This window comes from Devosia sp. MDV22-iso42 (assembly GCF_058629155.1).
The window spans coordinates 550,617-571,893 of record NZ_JBZVWR010000006.1 but is presented as its reverse complement, the minus strand read 5'-3'; the positions used below and the strand labels follow the sequence as shown (position 1 = coordinate 571,893).

Sequence of the window (21,277 nt, the reverse complement as noted above, 5' to 3'; positions counted from 1 at the left end):
GGCGTTAGAGTGCGGCGGCAATCGCCTGGGCGAGGGCGGCCAGTTCGGCCTTGTCCGCCTGGCCGCCGCCATGGGAACCCAGCGCGACGCCGTCGAATACCGGAATGACGTGGAAGTGCAGGTGGAACACCGTCTGCCCGGCCGGCGCCTCGTTGAATTGCGCCAACCGGACGCCGTCAGCCCCGGTGGCCGCTTTGGCCGCCCTTGCAACCCGCTGCACCAGCGGCATTACCGCTGACAGCACCGCCGGGTCGGCATCGAGCAGGTTGCGCGACGCCGCCTTGGGGATGACCAGGGCATGGCCGCGCGACTGCGGGAAAATATCCATCATGACGAGGGCGCTGTCGTCCTCGAACACCTTGTGGGCCGGGATCTCGCCGGCGAGGATTTTGGCAAAGATATTGGAGGGGTCATAGGTCATGGTTCACTCCGCCGGCTGGGTGAGATCCGGCTGGCCCTTCTGGAAGAAACGGAAGCGGAAAAAATTCAGTACCGCCAGGCCGGTAGAGGTAACCGGCACGTAGCGGAAGCCCCGGCGGATGAAGAACAGGGCGATTGCTGCGGCCGTGTCCGCGCTCATGGCGCCCTTGCCCATCGCGGATGTGAAGGAGGAGGGGACGATGTGCCGGTAGATGAGCGCATCGGAACTGTAGAACTCGAGAGCCTTGACCGCGAAGGCGCGCTTGGAGGCCGAATAGGCCTTGAGCTCATCCATGCCCATGTCGCCATGGAACTCCACCTCAGAGCCAACGGCCCACACTTCCGGTGGCGCGAGGCGACTGGCACCGAGCTCGGTGAACAGCGTCGTGAGATCGCGGAAGGTGACGAAATTGGCGTTCCAGCAATCCTCGGTCTTGGCGCCGTGCGCCAGGATCAGCACATCGGCGGCTTCGAGCTTGGCGCGCATGGCCGTGTAGTCGCCGGCGGCAAAGTCCACCCCGGATTTGGCCGTCTCGACAATGCCGCCCAAGCCCCGCAACCGCGCCACCATGGCCGAGCCCAGGGCGCCGCTGGCGCCGGTGATCAGGAATTTGCGGCCCCTGATCTGGCAGGACGTGCCGGCGATCAGGTCAAACACATTGGTGAAGGAGGAAAAGAAGTTGTGCGGATAGACGTGGTGCATGGCGTGGTAATTGTTGTCCACCCAGAGCAGGCCCTGCTGGCCGCCGACCCGCTCCATCGACATGTGGTTGTAGTCGAGCCCTTCCTCGCGCAGCGTCGCGCCGAGCATGAAAGTGCGCAGCACGGCAACCAGGGCAATGGGTTGCCAGGGAAAGACCAGCAGGAATGCCGCCGTGCCGGCCATGGCCGTCAGATATTCCGGCAGGATATGAAACCAGATATTGGCCCGAGCATAGGCCGGGTTTACCTGCATGTCGCGGCCGAGGAACTTGTGATGCACCCAGTGCCAGGACGACAGGCGCCGCAGCAGGGGACTGGATGAGGTCTCCCACTGGTGCAGAGTCCAGTGCAGCACGTCGAACAAGGCGGTTGAGACTACAAATGCCAGAGCGGCCTGCAGCGCGAATACGAAAATGTCCCAGATCATGGTTACCTACATAGGGCCCAGGGGCCATCGGGGAAAGCAGAGATTGCCACCACCCTAGCGATCGGTGCGCTCGCCCTTGCGAAATGGCGTGAACTGGTCAAGCACGTCCTGATTGTGCTCCACCGAGCGGCGCTCCTGCTCGAGATAGTCGGCAACGGCCGCCCGCAGCCCGGGATGGGCCAGCCAGTGCACCGAATAAGTCGTCGAGGGGGCGTAACCGCGCGCCAGCTTGTGTTCACCCTGGGCGCCGGCTTCCACCACGGCCAGCTTGTGCGCAATGGCGTAGTCTATGGCCTGGTAGTAGCACAGCTCGAAATGCAGGAACGGCACGTCGCGCGTGCAGCCCCAGTTGCGGCCGAAGATGCGATCCTGGCCGACGAAGTTGATAGCCCCGGCAATCGGCGTGTCGCCGTCATAGGCCAGCATCAGCACGATGGCATCGGCCATGGACTGGTTGAGCCGCGAGAAGAATTCCCGGTTGAGATAGGGCCGCCCCCATTTGCGGGCGCCGGTATCCTCGTAGAAATCATAGAAGGCATCCCAGTGATGCTCCTTGAGGTCGGCGCCTGACAGCCACTTGACGGTCAACCCGTCGCTGAGCGCGTCGCGACGCTCGCGCCGGATCATCTTGCGCTTGCGCGACGACAGGGTCTCGAGGAAATCGTCGAAGCTGGCATAGCCCTCATTGTGCCAGTGGAACTGGGTATCGACGCGCTTGAGCCAGCCCTCGGCCTCGATCTCATGGGCTTCGGCCTCCGGCACGAAGGTGGCATGCACCGACGAAGCATCGCGCTGGCTCGCCAGCTGGCGGGTCGTGGACAGCAGGGCCGAGCGGACCAGGGGATTGCCCGAGGGCACCAGCAGTTTGGGCGCGGTCGCCGGGGTAAACGGCACCGAACACTGCAGTTTGGGATAATAGCTGCCGCCGGCGCGTTCCAGCGCATCGGCCCAGCCATGGTCAAAGACATATTCGCCCATGGAATGGGATTTTAGAAACAGCGGCATCAGCCCGACGGGCTGCTCCTGGGCGTCGCTGAGCAGGATATGCTGCGGCTGCCAGCCCGTGCGGGCCGTGGCACAACCCGATTCCTCGAGTGCCAGGAAAAAGGCGTGATCAAGGAACGGGTTGTCGACCCGGCCGGCGGTCGAGGGGGCAAGGTTGTTCCACACCGCCGCCGGAATGCTGGCGGTCGTGGGATGAATGGTCGCCGTATAACCGCTATCGGGCACTGTCGGGATTGAAACCTTCGAAGACGATCTGATCCATATGGGGCCGGACAGCCTCGGCTGCAACACTGGACCGAATTGTCCAGGCCGTCACGGGCTTTCCGAGGGCTCGCCAGAACTTGATCGCCGGCAGGGTGAGCGCCGCGTCGTGGCAGGAGATGAAATCGAACTGCGTCTGCGGCCAGTGCAGCAGGTGGCGCAGGACAAAGCGCTGGGCCGCGGTCAGCTTGCCGTTCCATTCCGGCTTGTCATAACCATAGGTGATGATGCCACGTGGGCCGGCAAAGCCATGCGCACGGATGGCGGTCAGCAGGGTTGGATCGAAGGATTCCACGGTGACGGGGCCAGTATAGCGGGCAAGGCCTTCCGCCACCGTGCGGGCCAGGGTCTGGGTGGCACTGGCATCGCGCTGCTGCTTGAGCTCGATCTGCAGCAGGGTGCGACCGGAGATCTGGGCAAGGAAGGCGGCAAAGGTCTGCGGACATTCGCCGCCACTGCTGCCAAGCAGGGGTGTGGCGGTGAGCTGGGCGCTGCCGGCATCGGCAACGGCGCCGGCCAGGCCGACCAGCCGCTCCATGCTGTCGTCGTGGAACACCACCGGGACGCCGTCGGCGGTCAGTTGCACATCGCATTCAATGGCGAAATTGCCGGCAATGGCGGCCTCGAAGGCGGCGGCGCTGTTTTCAATGACGCCCGCGGCCTTGTCATGCAGGCCGCGGTGCGCGATCGGTCGGGGGAACAGGGTTTGGGTCATGCTGGATCTCGTCGTGGCGTGAGCGTCTCCAGTGACACCGGACTGTGACGGCGATGTAACGGTCAGATCTCGACGATGGCCTCGATCTCGACGGCAGCGCCGAAGGGCAGGGAGGCCACGCCAAAGGCGGCGCGGGCATGCTTGCCCTTATCGCCCAGAATGGCCACCAGCATGTTCGAGCAGCCATTGGCCACCAGATGCTGCTCGGTGAAGTCGGGCGTGGAGGCGACGAGGACCGTGATCTTGACGATCCGCTTGATCTCCTCGAGCGGCACGCCCGCCGTATGCACGATGTGCGACAGCACGTTGAGCGCGGCCAGTTCGGCGGCATTGCCGCCCTGCACGACATTCATATTGTCGCCCAGCAGACCGGTGACCACGCCCTGGTCGTTGGACGAAATCTGGCCTGAGACATAGAGCAGGTTGCCGCTGCGATTGACGGGCACATAGCTGGCGACAGGCGCCTTGGGGGCGGGGAGTTCGTAGCCAAACTCGCGGAGCTTTTCGATCGGGCTGGTCATGTGGTCTTGCCTTCGCTTTGGTCGTCGTCGGGCCCGGCCGGCGGCGCCGGCGGGTGTTTGTAGAGCTTGCCGCGGATCACCGCTTCCCGGCCGAAGCGGGTGCGCACGCGATCCATGGCGCGTTCCGCCGCGGCCTTGCGGGCCACGGCCGGTTCCAGCAGGTCTGCCGGATCACTGCCGCTGGCGGTGTCGATACCTGAAACGCCGATTCCAATCAGCCGGAATGCGGTGCCATCGGCCTCGGGGCCGAGCAGTGACAGGCCGGTTTCATAAATGACATTGGCCAATTGGGTCGGGATCATCAAGTGCCGGGCACGGGTGCGCAAGCGGAAACCGGCCGATTTCAGCTTGAGTGTCACCGTGTCACCCACAATATTCTTGGCCTTTAGCCGCTCAGAGAGGCGCTCGGTGACCTTGAGCAGTTCGGTGGAGAGCTCGTCGAGGCTGGCAATGTCGCTGTTGAAAGTGGTTTCCGACGAGACGGTTTTCATCTCGCCCTGTGTGGTGATGCGCCGGCTGTCCTCGCCGCGGGCCAGCCGGGCGAGGCGGGCGCCGGTCTCGCCATAGCGGCGCATCAGCCGCTCCGGCGATTCGTTCTGCAGCTGGCCGATGGTGAGCAGACCATCCTTGCGCAGCGTTTCGGCCAGCACCTTGCCGACGCCATAGATCAGGCTGATCGGCCGGGGCGCCAGGAATTCCAAAGTCTCGGCAGCGCCGATGACGGCAAAGCCGCGCGGCTTGTCGAGGTCGGAGGCGACCTTGGCGAGGAACTTGTTGTGGCTGAGCCCGACCGAGATCGAGACGCCGATCTCGCGCTCGACGGCGCGGGCAAAGCGGGCCAGCACCACGGCGGGCGGCGCCTTGTGCAGGATCTGCGTGCCAGCCAGATCGAGAAAGGCTTCGTCGATGGAAATCGGTTCGACCAGCGGCGTCAGGGCGTCCATCCTGGCGCGGATTTGCCGGCTGACCTCGACATATTTGGCCATGTTCGGCTTGATGATCACCGCATCGGGACAGAGGTCGCGCGCTTTGAACATGGGCATGGCCGAGCGGACGCCAGACTGGCGGGCAATGTAGCAGCAGGTCGACACCACGCCGCGCACCCCGCCGCCGATGATCAGCGGCTTGTCGCGCAGGCTAGGGTCATCGCGCTTCTCCACCGAGGCATAGAAAGCGTCGCAATCGACATGGGCCGTGGTGAGGGCGAAGAGTTCTGCATGGCTGCGCAGGCGCGGCGAGCCGCAGGCTGGGCAGCGCTCGGGAATGCCGGCCGCCATACCATATTGCAGACAATCCCGGCACAGCCAGTCATGCGCCAATCAATACTCCGTCCGGTTGATCTCGTGGAACACCCGCATGAAGGCCTCGGGCGCTATGTTCGCATTCGCACAGAGCGCGAGCAGAATCGGTTCGTTTGAGGCAACATAGTCGACAAGGCCGCGCTGCAGAGCAGACGTACCAACGGCGCCCCGCAGGGCGGCCGGATCAAGGCCGGCATGCTGCATGAAGGCCAGCAATTCTTCGGGGTTCTCCGCGAGATAGCCCAGGCAGATGTCGGCATAGCTGGCCAGGGCTGCGGTTGCGGGATCGGGGCGGGGCAAGGCTGGGCTCTTTTGATGATTTGTAAGCGTTTTGATGCTAGCTGAAACGGGCAGCAAAGCGAAGTGCTGCCAGCGCCTTAGCGGCGCGAGGAAGGATCAATGCCCAAGACAGTGATGATCGTTGAAGACAATGAGCTCAATATGAAGCTCTTCAACGACCTGCTCGAATCGCGCGGCTATGCCGTCATCCAGACCCGCAACGGGATGGAGGCGCTCGATCTTGCCCGCGCCCATCATCCCGACCTGATCCTGATGGATATCCAGCTGCCCGAGGTTTCCGGGCTCGTGGTGACCAAATGGCTCAAGGACGACGACGAGCTCGCCCATATTCCCGTTATCGCCGTCACGGCCTTTGCCATGAAGGGCGACGAGGAGCGTATCCTGCAGGGCGGCTGCGAGGGCTACATCAGCAAGCCCATCTCCGTGCCTCACTTTCTGGAAACTATTGCCCGCTACATTGGCCCTGCCTGATCGTAGCAGCGCGCTGCCGCCTGCTGCCTGATCGGCCCGCCTGATGCCGGATATCCCCGGCAGGCGAACTGGTTTTTCGGGGCCGATAGTGACCGCACGCGTACTGATCGTCGATGATATCCCCACCAATGTCCGCCTGCTCGAAGCGCGACTGAGTGCTGAATATTACGATGTCGTGACCGCGTCCTCCGGGCCGCAGGCCCTGGCCATCTGCGAAAGCCAGGACATCGATATCGTGCTGCTCGACGTCATGATGCCGGATATGGACGGCTTTGAAGTCTGCGAGCGGCTGAAGAAAAATCCCAAGACCCAGCACGTGCCCGTGCTGATGGTGACCGCGCTCGACCAGACTTCCGACCGGGTTCGCGGGCTTGAGGTGGGCGCCGACGACTTCCTGACCAAGCCGGTCGATGACGTGCAGCTGATGGCGCGTGTCAAAAGCCTGGTGCGGCTGAAATCGCTGACCGACGAGCTGCGCGCGCGGGCCATGACCGGCCAGCAGATCGCCATCGAAGATGCGCTGCGGGCCATGGATACCATCAGCACGGCCGGCGGTTCGGTGCTGATCATCGACACGGATGCCCGCCATGCCGAGCGCATCAAGAGTTATATCACGCCCGAGCATGACGTGGATATCTTGCTCACCCCGGCCGACGCGGTGTTCCAGGTCACTGGCAAACAATATGAATTGGCGCTGGTCTCGATGGCGCTCAACGAGTTTGACCCGCTGCGGGTCTGCTCGCAGATGCGCACGCTCGAGCATACGCGCAACCTGCCCATCATCCTGATGGCCGAGGATGCCGACAAACCCAAGGTGGTGCGGGCGCTCGATCTGGGGGTGAATGACTTCATCTCCCGCCCGGTCGAGCGCAACGAGCTGGCGGCCCGCGTCCGCACCCAGATCCTGCGGCATCGCTACGCCATGGAACTGCGGCAAAGCGTCAACAATACCATGGCCCTGGCCGTGACCGATGACATGACGGGCCTCTATAACCGGCGCTATTTTGACCGCCATCTCGGGGTCATGCTGGGCAAGGCGCAGGCGCTCAAGCGCGACATGGCGCTGATGATTCTCGACATCGATCACTTCAAGGCGGTCAATGACGGTCACGGGCACGATATCGGCGACGCGGTCATCCGCGAGTTCGCAGCCCGCTTGAAGCGAAACATCCGAGGCATTGATCTAGCTTGCCGATTCGGCGGCGAGGAATTCGTCGTGTTGATGCCGGACACCGATTATCGCCAGGCCGAGGCCGTGGCCGAGCGGGTACGGCAGTCCATCTCGGATCGCGGCTTTGACGTTGGCGCGCCGCGACCGCTTTCGGTGACGGTATCGGCTGGCGTCACGTTGAACGAAAGCCTAACAGACACGCCCGAGTCGCTGATCAAGCGGGCCGACGTGGCGCTCTATCGCGCCAAGCGCGAAGGCCGCAACAGGGTGGTGTTCGACGCCGCCTGAAATGTCAGTGCAATTGTCGATGTTAGGGTTATTTGTTATAATTAACAAAAGGTTGCCAGCCGCAAAGGCCTGGTTTGCCTTGTGTTTCTACGGCTGCAGGATAGGTTGCCCTCAACACCGGCCGGCGCTCTAGACGAGATGCAGCCGATGGTTCCCTACGGCTCGTCTCAGGTCCGCCGCAACTCCTGAGCCCCGTAGGGCGGTTGGTCCGGACGCGGACAGAGTGGCCTCTTCGACATGCCGCTCCGGACCAGCCACTCCTCATTCGATCTCTGGTCCCCTTTGCCCCGAACTGGTTAGCAGACTGCTAACCTAGAGCGTCACGCTTTGGCGCATTGGTGACAAACGACCGACAGCAAAAAGCCCCGCATCGATGATGCGGGGCTTTTGGGGACGTCGAACAGGCGCCAGATTACTTGATCTTGGCTTCCTTGAACTCGACATGCTTGCGCACTACGGGATCGTACTTGTTGTACGAGAGCTTCTCGGTCTGGGTGCGGGCGTTCTTTTTGGTGACGTAGAAAAAGCCAGTATCAGCTGTCGACACGAGCTTGATCTTGACGGAAGCAGCTTTGGCCATGTTGTAGTCCTTCACAAAGCAAATGGCGCCGCGGATTCCCCGGCGCCGGAATTTGGCCGCAACCTACGGATTTACCGCAGATTGTCAAGCCAGCCTTCGCCATTCAGGTGAGGTCGGCCTGCAAACCCTGTATTTCTGCGCTTCGGTGCTCACGTACTCAGGTACGCTCCGCTCCGATGCTCAAAAAACGGCGTTTTCGTCTCGGCCTGACCTGAATCGCATCGGCTGGTACCCAAGTACAGCTTTCAGTCACGCTGGCCGGTGCCGAAGCCATACATGCCATTGGCCCACTGCAGGCCGACAATGGCACCCTTGATGGAGGGCAGCATGGCCATGGGCAGGATCACCGCCAGGGGCACCATGGTGTAGAGATAGACCAGCGGGTTGACGTGCCAGACCATCTCCATGTGCAGCATGGCCAGGATCAGGATGTGCCCGACAATGGTGATGGCGATATAGGGCGGGAAGTCATCGGCGCGGTGCAGGTCCAACTGCTCGCCGCAGCTGTCGCAATGCTCCGCCACCTTGAGATAGGCGCGATACATCTTGCCCTGACCGCAATGCGGGCATTTGCACAGCGTGCCGCGCCACATTGCCTGGCCAACATCGCGCTGGTCGATTGCCTTTGCCTTGCCTTGCATCAGTTCACCTCTTTCTGCGGCCCTTGGGCCCGAATGACTTAGGTGGGCGCTTGTTGCCCCGGCGAACAGATGACGGATTGACGCGCTCGCCCTCCGACAGCAGCTCGAACCGCAGCGCCCCGGCCACCGGCGCGGCTTCCAGTAACCGGACGGTGACGCGATCGCCCAGGGTGAACTTCTCGCCGCCGCGGTCGCCGATCATCGACTGACGCTCCTCGACATAGCGGTAAAAGTCCTGACCCAGGCTTGAGGCGGGGATGAAGCCGTCGGCACCGGTTTCGAGCAGGCGCACGAACAGGCCCGAGCGGGTGACGCCGGATATGCGCCCCTCGAAGCGGGCGCCGATCTTGGTGGCGAGAAACTGCGCCAGCAGCCGGTCGGCAGTTTCGCGTTCCGCCCGCATGGCCCGGCGCTCGGTGGCCGAAATGTGCTGGGCGATGCCGGGCAGGTGCAGCAGCTCGGTTTCGCTGAGGCCATCATCGCCAAGATCGAGCGCCTTGATCAGCGCGCGATGCACGATGAGATCGGCATAGCGGCGGATGGGCGAGGTGAAATGGGCATAGCGGTCGAGATTGAGGCCGAAATGACCGTAATTGTCGGCATTGTACTCGGCCTGCGCCTGGCTGCGCAGCACCATTTCGCTGACCTGCTCGACATTGCCCGCCTTGCGCGACTGCGCCAGGATGCCGTTGAAATCGCTGGCCCGCACGCTGTCGGACTTCTTGATGGCAATATCGAGCGAGCCGAGAAAGTCGCGCAGGGCCTGCAGCTTCTCCGAGCTGGGCTCGTCATGCACCCGGTAGAGCAGCGACGATTTCTTCTGCTCGAGTGTTTCGGCGGCCGCCACATTGGCCGCGATCATCATTTCCTCGATCAGACGATGCGCCTCGAGGCGGTCGGGAATGTGGATCTCTTTGACCATGCCCTTGTCGTCGAGCAGGATCTTGCGCTCGGGTAGGTCAAGCGCCAGCGGGCCGCGATGGTCGCGGGCATGCGCCATGGCGTCATAGGCCGCGTAGAGCGGGCCGAGGACGGGGCCGAGCAGCGGGCCGGTCTGCTCGTCAGCCTTGCCGTCAATGGCCGCCTGGGCCTGCTGGTAAGAGAGTTTGGCGGCCGAGCGCATCAGAATGCGATGGAAGCTGTGGCTGCGCTTCTTGCCATCGGCACCGATGATCATGCGCACGGCCAGGGCAGCGCGCGGCACGCCCTGTTTCAGCGAGCACAGCTCATTGGAAATGCGCTCGGGCAGCATGGGCACGACGCGATCGGGGAAATAGACCGAATTGCCGCGGGTATAGGCCTCGCGATCAAGCGCCGTGCCGGGACGGACATAGGCGGCGACGTCGGCAATGGCGACGATGACAATATGGCCGCCCGTATTGGCGGGGTCAGTATCGGGTTGCGCATAGACGGCGTCGTCATGGTCCTTGGCGTCGGCCGGATCGATGGTGATCAGCGGCACGTCGCGCCAGTCCTCGCGCCCCTTGAGCCCAATCTCGGTGGCTTCGTCAGCCTCCCGGATCACCGAGGCGGGGAAGCGATAGGGGATTTCGAGGTTGTGGATGGCTATCAGGCTGACCGCACCCTCCGACATCGGATTGCCGATGACGGCCACCACCTTGGCGCGGGGGATCATCAGGCGGCCGGACAGCTTGACCTCGACCTCGACGAGGTCGCCGTCGCCGGCATTGAGCAGGTCGCCCAGCGGAATGCGCATTTCCTTCTGCTTGCGATCGACCGGAATGAGTCGGGCGCCGTCGTCGTCCATGCGGACAATGCCGATCTGGCCGCGCCGCGGCTTGTCGAGGATCTTCATCGCCTTGGCAGTATAGACCGGAATGTCGGCCTCGCCGGCATCGATGCGCGCCAGGATGCGGTCGCCCGGCGCCGGGGCGACGCGGGCATCACGACCGCTCAGCACGGTGACGCGCGGCTTTTCACCTTCCTCGTCATTCCACTGTGCGGGAAAGGCATGCATGTCTTCCGGATCGGCATCGGCGGGGATGTCGAGCACGGTGACATGGGGCAGGGCGGCGGTACGGCGCAGCGCCTTGCGGGTGCGGGTGATGACACCCTCGCCCTCGAGCTCGGCCAGCATGGCCTTGAACGGGCGACGCATGTCGCCGCGAATGCCGAACACCTTTGCCAGATCGCGCTTGCCCTTGATATCGGTCTGCTCGGCCAGCGCGGCGAGCAGCGCTTCGCGGCTGGGCAAGGCATCGGCGCGCGGCGCCGTGGGGCGGCGGGGACCGGAGAGGTTTTTTGGTTTTGTGGGTTTTTTGACTGTCATGTTGCAAGACATGTAGGTGATGGCGGCCAGTTTGCCAAATGCCGTCCGGCTGCACATCGCCAGGATGGCCATGCGGCAACCAAAGCCGGTCGCAAGCGCGCCTGCTTCGTGCTGCTATCAGGCCAACAGAAAGCGATTCCCTGCCATGACCAATTCCTTCTTCGACGGCCACAACGATACCCTGCTCAAGCTGCTGGAGGCCGAGGGGGACAAGGCGCGGCTGTTCATCGAGGGTATGCCGGCGGCCGATATCGACCTGCCTCGGGCCAAAGCGGCGGGCATGGCGGGCGGGTTCTTTGCGATGTTCCCGCCGCCGCTCAAGGGCAATCTGGGATCGGTGGTGGCCGGCGCCGGCAATGCCAAGGGCGAATTGCCGCCCGAACTGGGCCTGGCCGATGCGCAGGCCTCGACGCTGGCGATGACGGCGATTGCGCTGCAGATCGAGCGTGCCGGCGGCATGGCGATCTGCCGCAGCGCGGCGGAAATTCGCGCAGCAGTCGCCGCCGGCACACTGGCAGCGGTGCTGCATATCGAGGGGGCCGAGGCCATCGATACCCGCTTCGACGCGCTGGAGGTGCTCTATGCCGCCGGGCTGCGCTCGATCGGCCTGGTCTGGAGCCGCGCCAATGCCTATGCCAGCGGCGTGCCGTTCCGCTTTCCCTCCGATGCCGAAATCGGCCCGGGGCTCAGCGACGCGGGCAAGGCGCTGGTACGCGAATGCAATGGCCGCGGCATCATGATCGACCTCAGCCATCTCAACGCTGCCGGGTTCCGCGACGTGGCGGCGCTCAGCGACAAGCCGCTGGTGGCGACCCATTCCAATGTGCATGGCATCTGCGCCAATTCGCGCAACTTGGTGGACTGGCAGCTGGCGGCCATCGCCGAGAGCGGCGGGATCGTCGGGGTCAACTTTGCCGCCGGCTTCCTGCGGCCGGACGGGCAGTGGCTCAAGGATACGCCGATGGACGTGGTGGTGCGCCATGTCGATGCGCTGGTCGCGGCATTGGGCGAGGATGGCGTGGCGCTGGGCAGCGACTTCGACGGGGCCATGCTGCCGGCCGAGATCGGCGACGTCACAGGCGTGCCCAAGCTGCTGCAGGCGCTGCTCGACAAGGGCTATGGGGATGAGCTCGTGGGCAAAATTGCCTATGGCAATTGGCTGGGCATGATCGAGCAGACGATCGGGTAAGGTCCACCTTCCCCCGGGGGAGAAGGTGGGCAGGGTAGGTGCCTAGAACGGCACGTCTTCGTCGGCGACGACAGTCTTTTTGGCGGCGGGCTTTTTCGCTGCCGGCTTTTTGGCAGCGGTCGCCTTGGTCGCTGTCGCCTTGGCGGCGGCAGGCTTCTTGGCGGCCGGCTTTTTCGCGGCGGCCTTCTTGGCCGGGGCCTTCTTGATCTTGGTGCCGGTGACTTCGGCGCGGGCGGCGATCCAGCCCAGGGCCTGTTCCAGCGTCACGGCCTCGGGCTGCACATCCTTGGGGATGGTGGCGTTGATCTTGCCCTGGTTGACATAGGGGCCATACTTGCCGCCGCGCACGGTGATCGGCCCATTGTCATGCTCGAACGTCTGGATGGCGGCGACGCTGCCGGCGCGCTTGAAGCCGCCCTTGGCCTTTTCGGCCAGCAGGTCGACGGCCCGGTTGAGGCCGACGGTAAAGACCTCTTCCACGTCGGGCAGGTTGGCATATTTGCCGTCGCTGAGGATGAAGGGGCCATAGCGGCCCAGGCCCGCGGTTATCGGCAGGCCGGTTTCTGGATGCAGGCCGACATCGCGCGGCAGCGACAGCAGCTTGAGCGCCCCCTCGAGATTGATGGTGGCGGCATCCCAGCCCTTGGGGATGGAGCTGCGCTTGGCCTCCTTGCCGCCGGCATCGCCCAGTTGCACATAGGGGCCGAAGCGGCCGGTCTTGAGGAAGACCTCCTCGCCCGATTCCGGATCGGTGCCGAGGACGCCATCGCCCGGCGCCGCCTCGGAAGACTGGCCGGTGGCCGCGTCCGACAGCTGCATGGTGTGCTTGCATTCGGGATAGTTCGAGCAGCCGATAAAGGCGCCGAACTTGCCCAGCTTGAGCGAGAGCTGGCCGGTGCCGCAGGTGGGGCAGCGGCGCGGGTCGGAGCCATCTTCCTTGGGCGGGAAGATGCGGCTGGCCAGCGATTCGTTTAGCACGTCGAGGACTTCGGAGACCCGCAGGTCCTTGATCTCGGTGGTGGCGGCGAAGAAATCCTTCCAGAAATCGCGCAGCACCTGCTTGTAGTCCAGCGTCCCGGCCGAAATCTCGTCGAGCTGTTCCTCGAGGCCGGCGGTGAAGCCATATTCGACATAGCGGCTGAAGAAGTTTTCCAGAAACGCCGTGACGATGCGGCCGCGATCCTCGGGGTGGAGGGCCTTGCCCTCAAGCCGCACATAGTCGCGGTCCTTGAGCGTGGTCAGGGTCGCGGCATAGGTGGAGGGCCGGCCGATGCCGAGCTCTTCCATCTTCTTGATCAGGCTGGCTTCGGTATAGCGGCTGGGCGGCTGGGTGAAATGCTGCTCGATATCGACAGCCTGGAGCGCCGGCTTGTCGCCGACGGCGATGGGCGGCAGTTCGCGGCTTTCCTCGTCCTCGTCATCGGGCTCGTCGGACTTGACCTCGACGCCATAGAGCTTGAGGAAGCCAGAGAACGTCACGACCGAGCCGACGGCGCGCAGTTCGACATGGCGGCCGGGGACATTGACGGCAATATCGACCGTGGTGCGGTCGATCTCGGCCGAGCGCATCTGGCTGGCCAGGGTCCGGCGCCAGATCAGGCCATAGAGCTTGGCCTGGTCGGCATCAAGGCTCAGGCTTTCCGGACGCTTGAACATGTCGGTGGGCCGGATGGCCTCGTGCGCCTCCTGGGCGTTCTTGGCCTTGGTCTGGTAGATGCGCGGCTTGTCGGGGAGGTATTCCTCGCCGAAATACTTTTCGATCACCGAACGGGCCATGGCAATGCCCTCGGGCGCCATCTGCACGGCGTCGGTACGCATATAGGTGATGAGGCCGTCTTCGTAGAGGCGCTGGGCGATCTGCATGGTGCGGTTGGGCGAGAGGCCCAGGCGCGAGGATGCGTCCTGCTGCAGCGAGGAGGTGGTGAAGGGCGCATAAGGGTTGCGCTTGGTGGGCTTCTTGTCGACGGCCGAGACATTGAACTGGCCGGCTTCGATGAGCTTTTTCAGCTCGGCGGCGTTTTCGCCGTCCTTGATCGCCAGCTTGTCGGTCTTCTTGCCATCCACAGACAGCAGACGCGCCAGGAAGCTCTTGCCGGCCTGGGCCAGCTTGGCCTCGACCGACCAGTATTCATCGGGCTTGAACTTTTCGATCTCGGTTTCGCGATCCGAGACCAGGCGCAAGGCCACCGACTGCACGCGGCCGGCCGAACGCGAGCCGGGCAGCTTGCGCCAGAGAATGGGCGAGAGGGTGAAGCCGACGAGGTAATCGAGCGCCCGGCGGGCCAGATAGGCATCGACCAGCGGCATGTCGATCTCGCGCGGCACCTGCATGGCCGCCAGGATGGCGTCCTTGGTGATGGCGTTGAACAGCACGCGGCGGACAATCATGTCCTTCTTGATGACTTTTTTCTGCCGCAGCACGTCGAGCACGTGCCAGGAAATGGCCTCGCCTTCGCGATCCGGATCGGTTGCCAGGATCAGTTCATCGGCGCCCTTGAGGGCTGCGGCAATGTCGGCAATGCGCTTCCTGGAGGCGGTATCGACCTCCCAGGACATGGCGAAATCTTCATCGGGACGGACCGAGCCATCCTTGGCCGGCAGGTCGCGGACATGGCCGAAGCTGGCCAGGACATGGTAGTCCGAGCCCAGATATTTGTTGATTGTCTTGGCTTTGGCCGGACTTTCAACGACAACGACCTTCATGGAATACCTGTCTGCAACCGCTTTGTGAGAAGTGGCGCAACATGGTCAAGCCAGAACAAAGTGTCAACGGGCACATTGTGACCGCCGCCGGCTCCCCAAAGGGGAGAGAAATCTTGCATACAAGATAGAGCCGGTGCAGACTTGGCCGGCGCGCATTTCTGCGCCGGACCCAATGCCATCGCGACCGACCTCGATTGCCTGCGCCCCTGGCGCGGTGTCGGCTCGCGCGCCGGGTCGATCAAGAGGAGATATTGACCATGCAATACCGCAAGCTCGGTAACAGCGGTACCGTCGTTTCGGCCTATGCCCTGGGCACCATGACCTTTGGTGCGGAATCGGACGAAGCCACCTCATTTCAGCTGATGGACGATTATGTCGCGGCCGGCGGCAATTTCATCGACACCGCCAATGTCTATAGCGCCGGCGTGTCCGAGGAGATCGTCGGCCGCTGGCTCAAGAACAAGCCTGGCGTGCTGCGCGACCTGGTGATCACCACCAAGGGTCGCTTTCCCATGGGGCAGGGGCCCAACCATCTCGGCCTCTCGGCCAAGAACCTGCGCGAGGCGCTGGACGCCTCGCTCAAGCGGCTGGGCGTCGAGCATATCGACCTCTACCAGATGCATGCCTGGGACGCGCTGACGCCGATCGAGGAGACGCTGCGCTTTCTCGACGACGCCATTACCAGCGGCAAGATTGCCTATTACGGCTTTTCCAACTTCCTCGGCTGGCAACTGACCAAGGCGGTCTGGACCGCCAAGGCCAAAGGCTTTGCCCCGCCGGTGACGCTGCAGCCACAATATAACCTGCTGGTGCGCGACATCGAGCACGAGATCGTGCCGGCGGCGCTCGATGCCGAAATTGGCCTGCTGCCCTGGTCGCCTTTGGGAGGCGGCTGGCTCTCTGGCAAGTACAAGCGCGATCAGATGCCCACTGGGGCGACGCGGCTGGGCGAAGACCCCAAGCGCGGCATGGAGGCCTTCGACAAGCGGAACAGCAAATCGATCACCTGGGATGTGATCGGGGCCGTGGAAGACCTGGCCAAGGCACGCGGCGCCAGCATGGCGCAGGTGGCCCTGGCCTGGGTCGCGGCGCAGCCAGCCGTAACCTCGGTGATCCTGGGCGCGCGGACGACCGACCAGCTCAAGGACAATCTCGGCGCGGCCGACCTGGTGCTGAGCGCCGAGGAGATCGCCGCGCTGACCGATGTCAGCAAGCCTGAAATGAGCGACTATCCCTATGGCCCCGGCGGCATCGGCCAGCGCAACCGGAACATCGGGGGCGGGCGGTAGGGCTAACAACAGGTGGGGGTAAGCCCCCACCTGATCTTTCTACGCGGTATTGCGTTGCTTGCTAGGCGTATCGAAGCGCCACCAACTGCCCGCTCGACCATTCGATCTGTCCGGCCAGGTCGAGCTCAAGCAGCAGCATCTGCATGGCGGCCGCAGAGAGGCCGGACTGGCGGATCAGTTCGTCGACGTCGATCGGCGTGGCGCTGAGCGCCGACAGCAGCCGGGACTTGTCGCTGTCGCTGGGCGGCGAGACGTCGGCGGCGAGGTCGGGCTGCCAGTCGCCTTCAAACAGACTCGTCCGGGCCGGGTCGGCGCTGCCCAGGGTCTCGATGATGTCGGCGGCACTGATGACGAGCCTGGCGCCCTGCTGGATCAGCAGATTCCCGCCTTCGGCGCGCGGATCGAGCGGCGAGCCGGGCACGGCAAAGACGTCGCGATCCTGCTCCAGCGCCAGGCGGGCGGTGATCAGCGACCCGCTGCGCTGCGCCGCTTCGACCACCACCACTCCCAATGAAAGTCCCGAGACCAGCCTATTGCGGCGCGGAAAGTCGCGGGCGCGGGGCTCCCAGCCGAGCGGCATTTCGCTGAGCAGCGCCCCGCCAGCGTCAAGAATGTCATGGGCCAGGCCGATATTCTGCTCGGGATAGATCTTGTCGAAGCCGCCTGCGAGGACGGCAACGGTGCCGGTGCTGAGACTGGCGGCGTGGGCGGCGGCGTCGATGCCACGGGCCAGGCCCGAGACAATGGTATAGCCAGCGCCGCCCAGATCACTGGCCAACAGGCGGGTCATCTTGATGCCCGCCGAGGAGGCATTGCGGGCACCCACAATGGCCACGGTGCGCTGCCAATCGAGTGCATCGCCGCCGGCCAGGGTCAGCAGTGGCGGGGCGCCGGCGATGAAGCGCAGCAGCGGCGGGTAATCGGCATCGCTGCGGGCAACGAGGCGGGCGCCATAGCGGGCAAGGCCGGCCATTTCGTCCTCGGCTTCGGCCTTTGTGGTGATGCGGACGGGCTTGCCAGCGCGGCGCGTCAGCGCGGGCAGGGCATCAAGAGCGGCCTCGGCCGAGCCGAAGCGGCTGAGCAGCTGGTTGAACGTGGCCGGACCGACATTTTCGGTGCGGATCAGGCGCAGCCAGCAGAGGCGCTGCGCCGGAGACAGGATTGTGGCACCCGGGTCAGGCGCCATCGCTTAGGCGGTTTTCTTGCCGCCGCCGATCGTCGGTTCGGTCCCGGCGATGAGGCGGACAATGTTCTCGCGGTGCTGGAAGAACAGCAAGAGGGCCATGAGAGCGGCCGTTGCGGCGAGGCGCTCATCGACCACGACATAGGCAAAGATCGGCGCCGTGGCGCCGGCGGTGAGCGCGGCCAGCGAGGAGAACTTGCGGGCAAAGGCGATGAACAGCCAGACGGCGCAGAAGATCAGCCCGACCGGCCAGCTCAGCGCCAGCAGCGAACCGATAAAGACCGCAACACCCTTGCCGCCCTTGAAGCCGAGCCAGACCGGAAAGCAATGGCCGACAAAGGCGCCCAGGCCCGCCAGCATGGCGGCTTCCTCGCCCCAGAGCCCGCGCGCCAGCAGCACCGGCATGGCGGCCTTGGCGGCGTCGAGCACGAGGGTCGCGGCGGCAAGCCAGCGATTGCCGGTGCGCAGCACATTGGTAGCGCCGATATTGCCCGAGCCGATAGCCCGGATATCGCCCAGGCCGGCGGCCTGTGTCAGCAGCAGCCCGAACGGGACCGAGCCACAAAGATAGCCCAGGACGGTGGCGTAGAGCAGGGGGAGAAAGTCGAACGGCATGACGGGCAATCCTTTGCGGGCATGGGAAGAAAATACCCCGACGCCCTGTTGCACCGCAAGGGGGGAGTGTCGAGCCGCCGCCTATCCTCCACCGCTTGCGGGGGAGGGGCTTCGAGCCGGCCGAAGGCAAAATCGCTCCGGTGGAGCGATTTTAGGTGAGGAGGCCTTGAGAGCTAAGCTCGAAAGGCCCGCCGTCAGGCGGTGGAGGGGGGCAGCATCCACGAGGATAACGGTCCGACAGGGTGGACAGGCGATGGCTGGCGTGTGGGGCTCCCCTCTCCACCACGCGAAGCGTGGTCCCCCTCTCCCGTGAACGGGAGAGGATGAAGAGCGTGAACTTCAGTCCGCGTGTACGTAGACCGTTTCGCCGCCGACAATGGTGCGCATGACCTTGCCGGCCAGGCGCGCGCCCTCGAAGCTGGTATTGCGCGAGCGGGAGCGCAGCGCGGTTTCGTCGACCTGCCAGGGATAGTCGAGATCGACCAGGATCAGGTCGGCCGGCGCGCCCGCGGCAATGCGGCCGGATGGGAGGCCGAGGATTTCGGCGGGGCGGCTGGTCATGGCGCGCAGCACGGTGAGGATATCGACATCGCCGGAATGGACCAGGCGCAGGGCGGCGGCGAGCAGGGTTTCAAGGCCGATGGCGCCGTCCGAGGCTTCGGCGAAGGGCTGGCGCTTGACCTCAGTATCCTGCGGATCGTGGTCGGAATGGATGGTGTCAATGGCCCCGCTGCGCAGGCCCTCGATCATGGCCTGGCGATCATCTTCCGAGCGCAGGGGCGTCGAGAGCTTGAAGAAGGTGCGGTAGCGGCCGATGTCGTTCTCGTTGAGCGCGAGGTTATTGATGGAAACCCCTGCGGTAACTGACGTGTTACGCTTTTTGGCGGCGGCGACGAGCTCGACCGAGGCGGCGCAGGAAATCTGGGCGGCGTGGTATTTGACGCCGGTGAGGGCGGCCAGTTGCAGGTCGCGCGCCAGCGGAATGGTCTCTGCTTCGCGCGGAATGCCCTTGAGGCCCAGAATGGTGGCGAACAGACCCTCATTCATCACGCCGGGGCCGGCCAGGTCGGTATCGACGACATGGTGAACGAAGGTGAGGCCGAAATTGGCGGCATAGCTCATCGCCGTGCGCAGCATGGAGGTGGACTGGATGGAATGGCGGCCATCGGTGAGGCAGACCGCGCCGGCCTCCTGCAGCAGGCCATACTCGGTCATTTCCGTGCCGTTGAGGCCCTTGGTAATGGCGCCGGCGGGCAGCACATTGACCTTGGACGTCGCCTTGGCGCGCCGGATCAGGAAATCCACCAGGGCGCCATCGTCAACCACCGGGGTGGTATCGGGCATCATGACGAAGCTGGTGATCCCGCCGGCAGCGGCGGCCTCGCCGGCCGAGGCGAGGGTCTCGCGATATTCCTTGCCCGGCTCGCCGGTAAAGACGCGCATGTCGATCAGGCCCGGCGCCAGCATCAGCCCATGCGCATTGATCACCTCGGCGCCGTCGGGCACGCCGATGGGCCGGCCGATGGCGATCTCGGCGATGAGGCCATTCTCGACCAGCACGGCGCCAATCGCGTCCGTGCCCGAGGCCGGGTCGACGATGCGGGCATTTTCAATCAGCAGGGGGGCGGTCATGCCTCGTTCCTCGTCGGCAGCAGGGCATCAAGCACGGCCATGCGGACGGCGACGCCCATTTCCACCTGCTCGTTGATGACCGACTGCACGCCATCGGCAATGGCCGGATCGATCTCGACGCCGCGGTTCATCGGACCGGGATGCATGACAATGGCGTCGGGCTTGGCATAGGCGAGCTTTTCGGCGTCGAGGCCATAGAAGCGGTAATATTCGCGCACCGAGGGGATCATGCGGCCCTGGGCGCGCTCGTGCTGCAGGCGCAGCATCATCACCACGTCGGCGCCCTTGAGGCCCTCGTGCATGTCGGTGAAGACCTCGGTGGCGAGGTTTTCGATGCCGGCGGGCAGCAGATTGCGCGGGGCGATGACCCGGGTGCGCACATTGAGCGCGCCGAGCAGCAGGAGATTGGAGCGGACGACGCGCGAATTGGCGATGTCGCCGCAGATGGCGACGGTCAGCCCGGAAATGCGGCCCTTGTGGCGGCGGATGGTGAGGGCGTCGAGCAAGGCCTGGGTCGGGTGCTCGTGGGCGCCATCGCCGGCATTGATGACCGCGCAGCCAACCTTCTGGCTCAGCAGTTCCACGGCGCCAGCCGCCGAATGGCGCACCACGATCACGTCGGGGCGCATGGCGTTGAGCGTCGCGGCGGTGTCGATCAGGGTTTCGCCCTTGGAGACCGAGCTGGTCTTGACCGACATGTTCATCACCAACGCGCCCAGGCGCTTGCCGGCAATCTCGAACGAGCCCTGGGTGCGGGTGGAGGGCTCGAAGAACAGGTTGATCTGGGTCTTGCCGCTGAGGGTGGGCAGGCTTTTGCGCTCCTGCCGGCTCACCGGCACCATGGCTTCGGCGCGATCGAGCAGATCCACGATCTCATGTTGCTGGAGATCGGCTATCGAGAGCAGATGGCGCTGATTGAACGGGGGATAATCGCCGGAGGAGCCGGCGGGCGAAGTCGAGGCTGTGCTGGCGCGAGCTTGGGCCATGCGCTCCCATTCCCTAAGTTTGCAGCGGTGTAGCGGAGGGGGGCCAGCCATTCAACATCTTGTTGAATTTTCCACGCCGTAGTTCAGGCGTGGCGCAGGCGGTCGAGCGCACCCTGCAGGATATAGCTGGCGGCCAGCTTGTCGACGACCTCGGCGCGGCGGTCGCGGCGCATGTCCGCCTGGATCATCATGCGGGTGACCGCGCTGGTGGACAGACGTTCGTCCCAGAAGGCGATGGGCAGGGTGATGCGTTGGGCCAGGCTCCGGGCAAAGGCCCGGGTGGACTGCACCCGCGGGCCTTCCGAGCCATCCATATTGAGCGGCAGGCCCAGGATGACGGCGACGATGGCGTTTTGCGCGATCAGCTCGTCGAGGCGCACGGCGTCGGCGGTGAACTTGGTGCGCTTGATGGTTTCTAGCGGGGTAGCCGAATAGCGCATGCCGTCGGAAATGGCGACGCCAATGGTCTTGGTGCCCAGGTCGAGCCCCATGATGCGCCCGGTGGCGGGAATGCCGGCCAGCGGATTGGCGAAGTCTTCCGTTTCTTCAGTCATGGGTTGCTCGCTTGCCACAATGGAGCCGTCCTA

At 64.4% G+C, this 21,277-nt stretch carries 20 protein-coding genes; 4 read left to right on the top strand and 16 right to left on the bottom strand.

The window, feature by feature from the left end; genetic code table 11:
* Nucleotides 1–4: 4 nt before the first annotated feature.
* From AC4NN3_RS04450 to AC4NN3_RS04420, 7 genes are all read right to left on the bottom strand, one after another.
* The gene (locus AC4NN3_RS04450) at nt 5–421 is read right to left on the bottom strand and encodes an HIT domain-containing protein (RefSeq protein WP_491925896.1); all 417 of its coding nucleotides are present in this window, start codon (nt 419–421) and stop codon (nt 5–7) included.
* 3 nt (nt 422–424) lie between these two features.
* Complete coding sequence (locus AC4NN3_RS04445) at nt 425–1,549, bottom strand: hypothetical protein (RefSeq protein ID WP_491925895.1); 1,125 nt, start codon at nt 1,547–1,549, stop codon at nt 425–427.
* 54 nt (nt 1,550–1,603) lie between these two features.
* Nucleotides 1,604–2,779, bottom strand: coding sequence for a GNAT family N-acetyltransferase (locus AC4NN3_RS04440; RefSeq protein WP_491925894.1), 1,176 nt, complete (start codon nt 2,777–2,779; stop codon nt 1,604–1,606).
* Nucleotides 2,769–3,530: a glycerophosphodiester phosphodiesterase family protein gene (locus AC4NN3_RS04435; protein WP_491925893.1), complete on the bottom strand. Its 762-nt coding sequence runs from the start codon at nt 3,528–3,530 to the stop codon at nt 2,769–2,771. Before AC4NN3_RS04435 ends, AC4NN3_RS04440 begins: the two co-directional genes overlap by 11 nt.
* A gap of 62 nt (nt 3,531–3,592) precedes the next feature.
* Nucleotides 3,593–4,051, bottom strand: coding sequence for a RidA family protein (locus AC4NN3_RS04430; protein WP_193336023.1), 459 nt, complete (start codon nt 4,049–4,051; stop codon nt 3,593–3,595).
* Nucleotides 4,048–5,328, bottom strand: coding sequence for a DNA polymerase IV (locus tag AC4NN3_RS04425; RefSeq protein WP_491926459.1), 1,281 nt, complete (start codon nt 5,326–5,328; stop codon nt 4,048–4,050). Before AC4NN3_RS04425 ends, AC4NN3_RS04430 begins: the two co-directional genes overlap by 4 nt.
* Nucleotides 5,329–5,370: 42 nt before the next feature.
* Nucleotides 5,371–5,652, bottom strand: a complete 282-nt coding sequence (locus AC4NN3_RS04420) for a DUF3572 family protein (RefSeq protein ID WP_491925892.1) — start codon at nt 5,650–5,652, stop codon at nt 5,371–5,373.
* Nucleotides 5,653–5,751: 99 nt separating this feature from the next.
* Here AC4NN3_RS04420 and AC4NN3_RS04415 point away from each other — a divergent pair, with 99 nt between their 5' ends.
* Together AC4NN3_RS04415 and AC4NN3_RS04410 are read left to right on the top strand one after the other, a co-directional pair.
* Nucleotides 5,752–6,123 carry a response regulator gene (locus tag AC4NN3_RS04415; RefSeq protein ID WP_108459298.1) on the top strand — a complete coding sequence of 124 codons (372 nt, stop codon included), beginning with the start codon at nt 5,752–5,754 and terminating at the stop codon, nt 6,121–6,123.
* Nucleotides 6,124–6,211: 88 nt separating this feature from the next.
* Nucleotides 6,212–7,582 (top strand): PleD family two-component system response regulator, encoded by a 1,371-nt coding sequence (locus AC4NN3_RS04410; RefSeq protein WP_491925891.1) that lies wholly within the window; start codon nt 6,212–6,214, stop codon nt 7,580–7,582.
* Nucleotides 7,583–7,994: 412 nt separating this feature from the next.
* Here the strand turns inward: AC4NN3_RS04410 and rpmG are convergent, their stop codons facing one another.
* From rpmG to rnr, 3 genes are all read right to left on the bottom strand, one after another.
* Nucleotides 7,995–8,162: a 50S ribosomal protein L33 gene (gene rpmG / locus AC4NN3_RS04405; RefSeq protein WP_193336018.1), complete on the bottom strand. Its 168-nt coding sequence runs from the start codon at nt 8,160–8,162 to the stop codon at nt 7,995–7,997.
* Between the two features lie 245 nt (nt 8,163–8,407).
* Complete coding sequence (locus tag AC4NN3_RS04400; RefSeq protein ID WP_491925890.1) at nt 8,408–8,803, bottom strand: DUF983 domain-containing protein; 396 nt, start codon at nt 8,801–8,803, stop codon at nt 8,408–8,410.
* Between the two features lie 4 nt (nt 8,804–8,807).
* The gene (rnr, locus tag AC4NN3_RS04395) at nt 8,808–11,093 is read right to left on the bottom strand and encodes a ribonuclease R (protein WP_491925889.1); all 2,286 of its coding nucleotides are present in this window, start codon (nt 11,091–11,093) and stop codon (nt 8,808–8,810) included.
* Nucleotides 11,094–11,238: 145 nt separating this feature from the next.
* Between rnr and AC4NN3_RS04390 the strand changes: the two genes are divergently transcribed.
* On the top strand, nt 11,239–12,282 hold the full coding sequence (locus AC4NN3_RS04390) for a dipeptidase (RefSeq protein ID WP_491925888.1): 1,044 nt from the start codon (nt 11,239–11,241) through the stop codon (nt 12,280–12,282).
* 42 nt (nt 12,283–12,324) lie between these two features.
* Here AC4NN3_RS04390 and topA read toward each other — a convergent pair whose 3' ends face one another.
* On the bottom strand, nt 12,325–14,985 hold the full coding sequence (gene topA, locus AC4NN3_RS04385) for a type I DNA topoisomerase (RefSeq protein WP_491925887.1): 2,661 nt from the start codon (nt 14,983–14,985) through the stop codon (nt 12,325–12,327).
* Between the two features lie 257 nt (nt 14,986–15,242).
* Here topA and AC4NN3_RS04380 point away from each other — a divergent pair, with 257 nt between their 5' ends.
* A complete protein-coding gene (locus AC4NN3_RS04380) occupies nt 15,243–16,274 on the top strand; it encodes an aldo/keto reductase (RefSeq protein ID WP_491925886.1) in 1,032 nt (343 codons plus the stop codon).
* 61 nt (nt 16,275–16,335) lie between these two features.
* Here the strand turns inward: AC4NN3_RS04380 and dprA are convergent, their stop codons facing one another.
* The 5 genes from dprA to ruvX all read right to left on the bottom strand — a co-directional run bounded on the left by dprA (nt 16,336) and on the right by ruvX (nt 21,244).
* The gene (dprA, locus tag AC4NN3_RS04375; RefSeq protein ID WP_491925885.1) at nt 16,336–17,460 is read right to left on the bottom strand and encodes a DNA-processing protein DprA; all 1,125 of its coding nucleotides are present in this window, start codon (nt 17,458–17,460) and stop codon (nt 16,336–16,338) included.
* A gap of 3 nt (nt 17,461–17,463) precedes the next feature.
* Complete coding sequence (gene plsY / locus AC4NN3_RS04370) at nt 17,464–18,072, bottom strand: glycerol-3-phosphate 1-O-acyltransferase PlsY (protein ID WP_491925884.1); 609 nt, start codon at nt 18,070–18,072, stop codon at nt 17,464–17,466.
* Nucleotides 18,073–18,411: 339 nt separating this feature from the next.
* Nucleotides 18,412–19,704: a dihydroorotase gene (gene pyrC / locus AC4NN3_RS04365; RefSeq protein ID WP_491925883.1), complete on the bottom strand. Its 1,293-nt coding sequence runs from the start codon at nt 19,702–19,704 to the stop codon at nt 18,412–18,414.
* Nucleotides 19,701–20,690 (bottom strand): aspartate carbamoyltransferase catalytic subunit, encoded by a 990-nt coding sequence (locus tag AC4NN3_RS04360; protein WP_491925882.1) that lies wholly within the window; start codon nt 20,688–20,690, stop codon nt 19,701–19,703. Before AC4NN3_RS04360 ends, pyrC begins: the two co-directional genes overlap by 4 nt.
* Before the next feature lie 83 nt (nt 20,691–20,773).
* A complete protein-coding gene (gene ruvX / locus AC4NN3_RS04355; protein WP_491925881.1) occupies nt 20,774–21,244 on the bottom strand; it encodes a Holliday junction resolvase RuvX in 471 nt (156 codons plus the stop codon).
* Between the last annotated feature and the right edge of the window lie 33 nt (nt 21,245–21,277).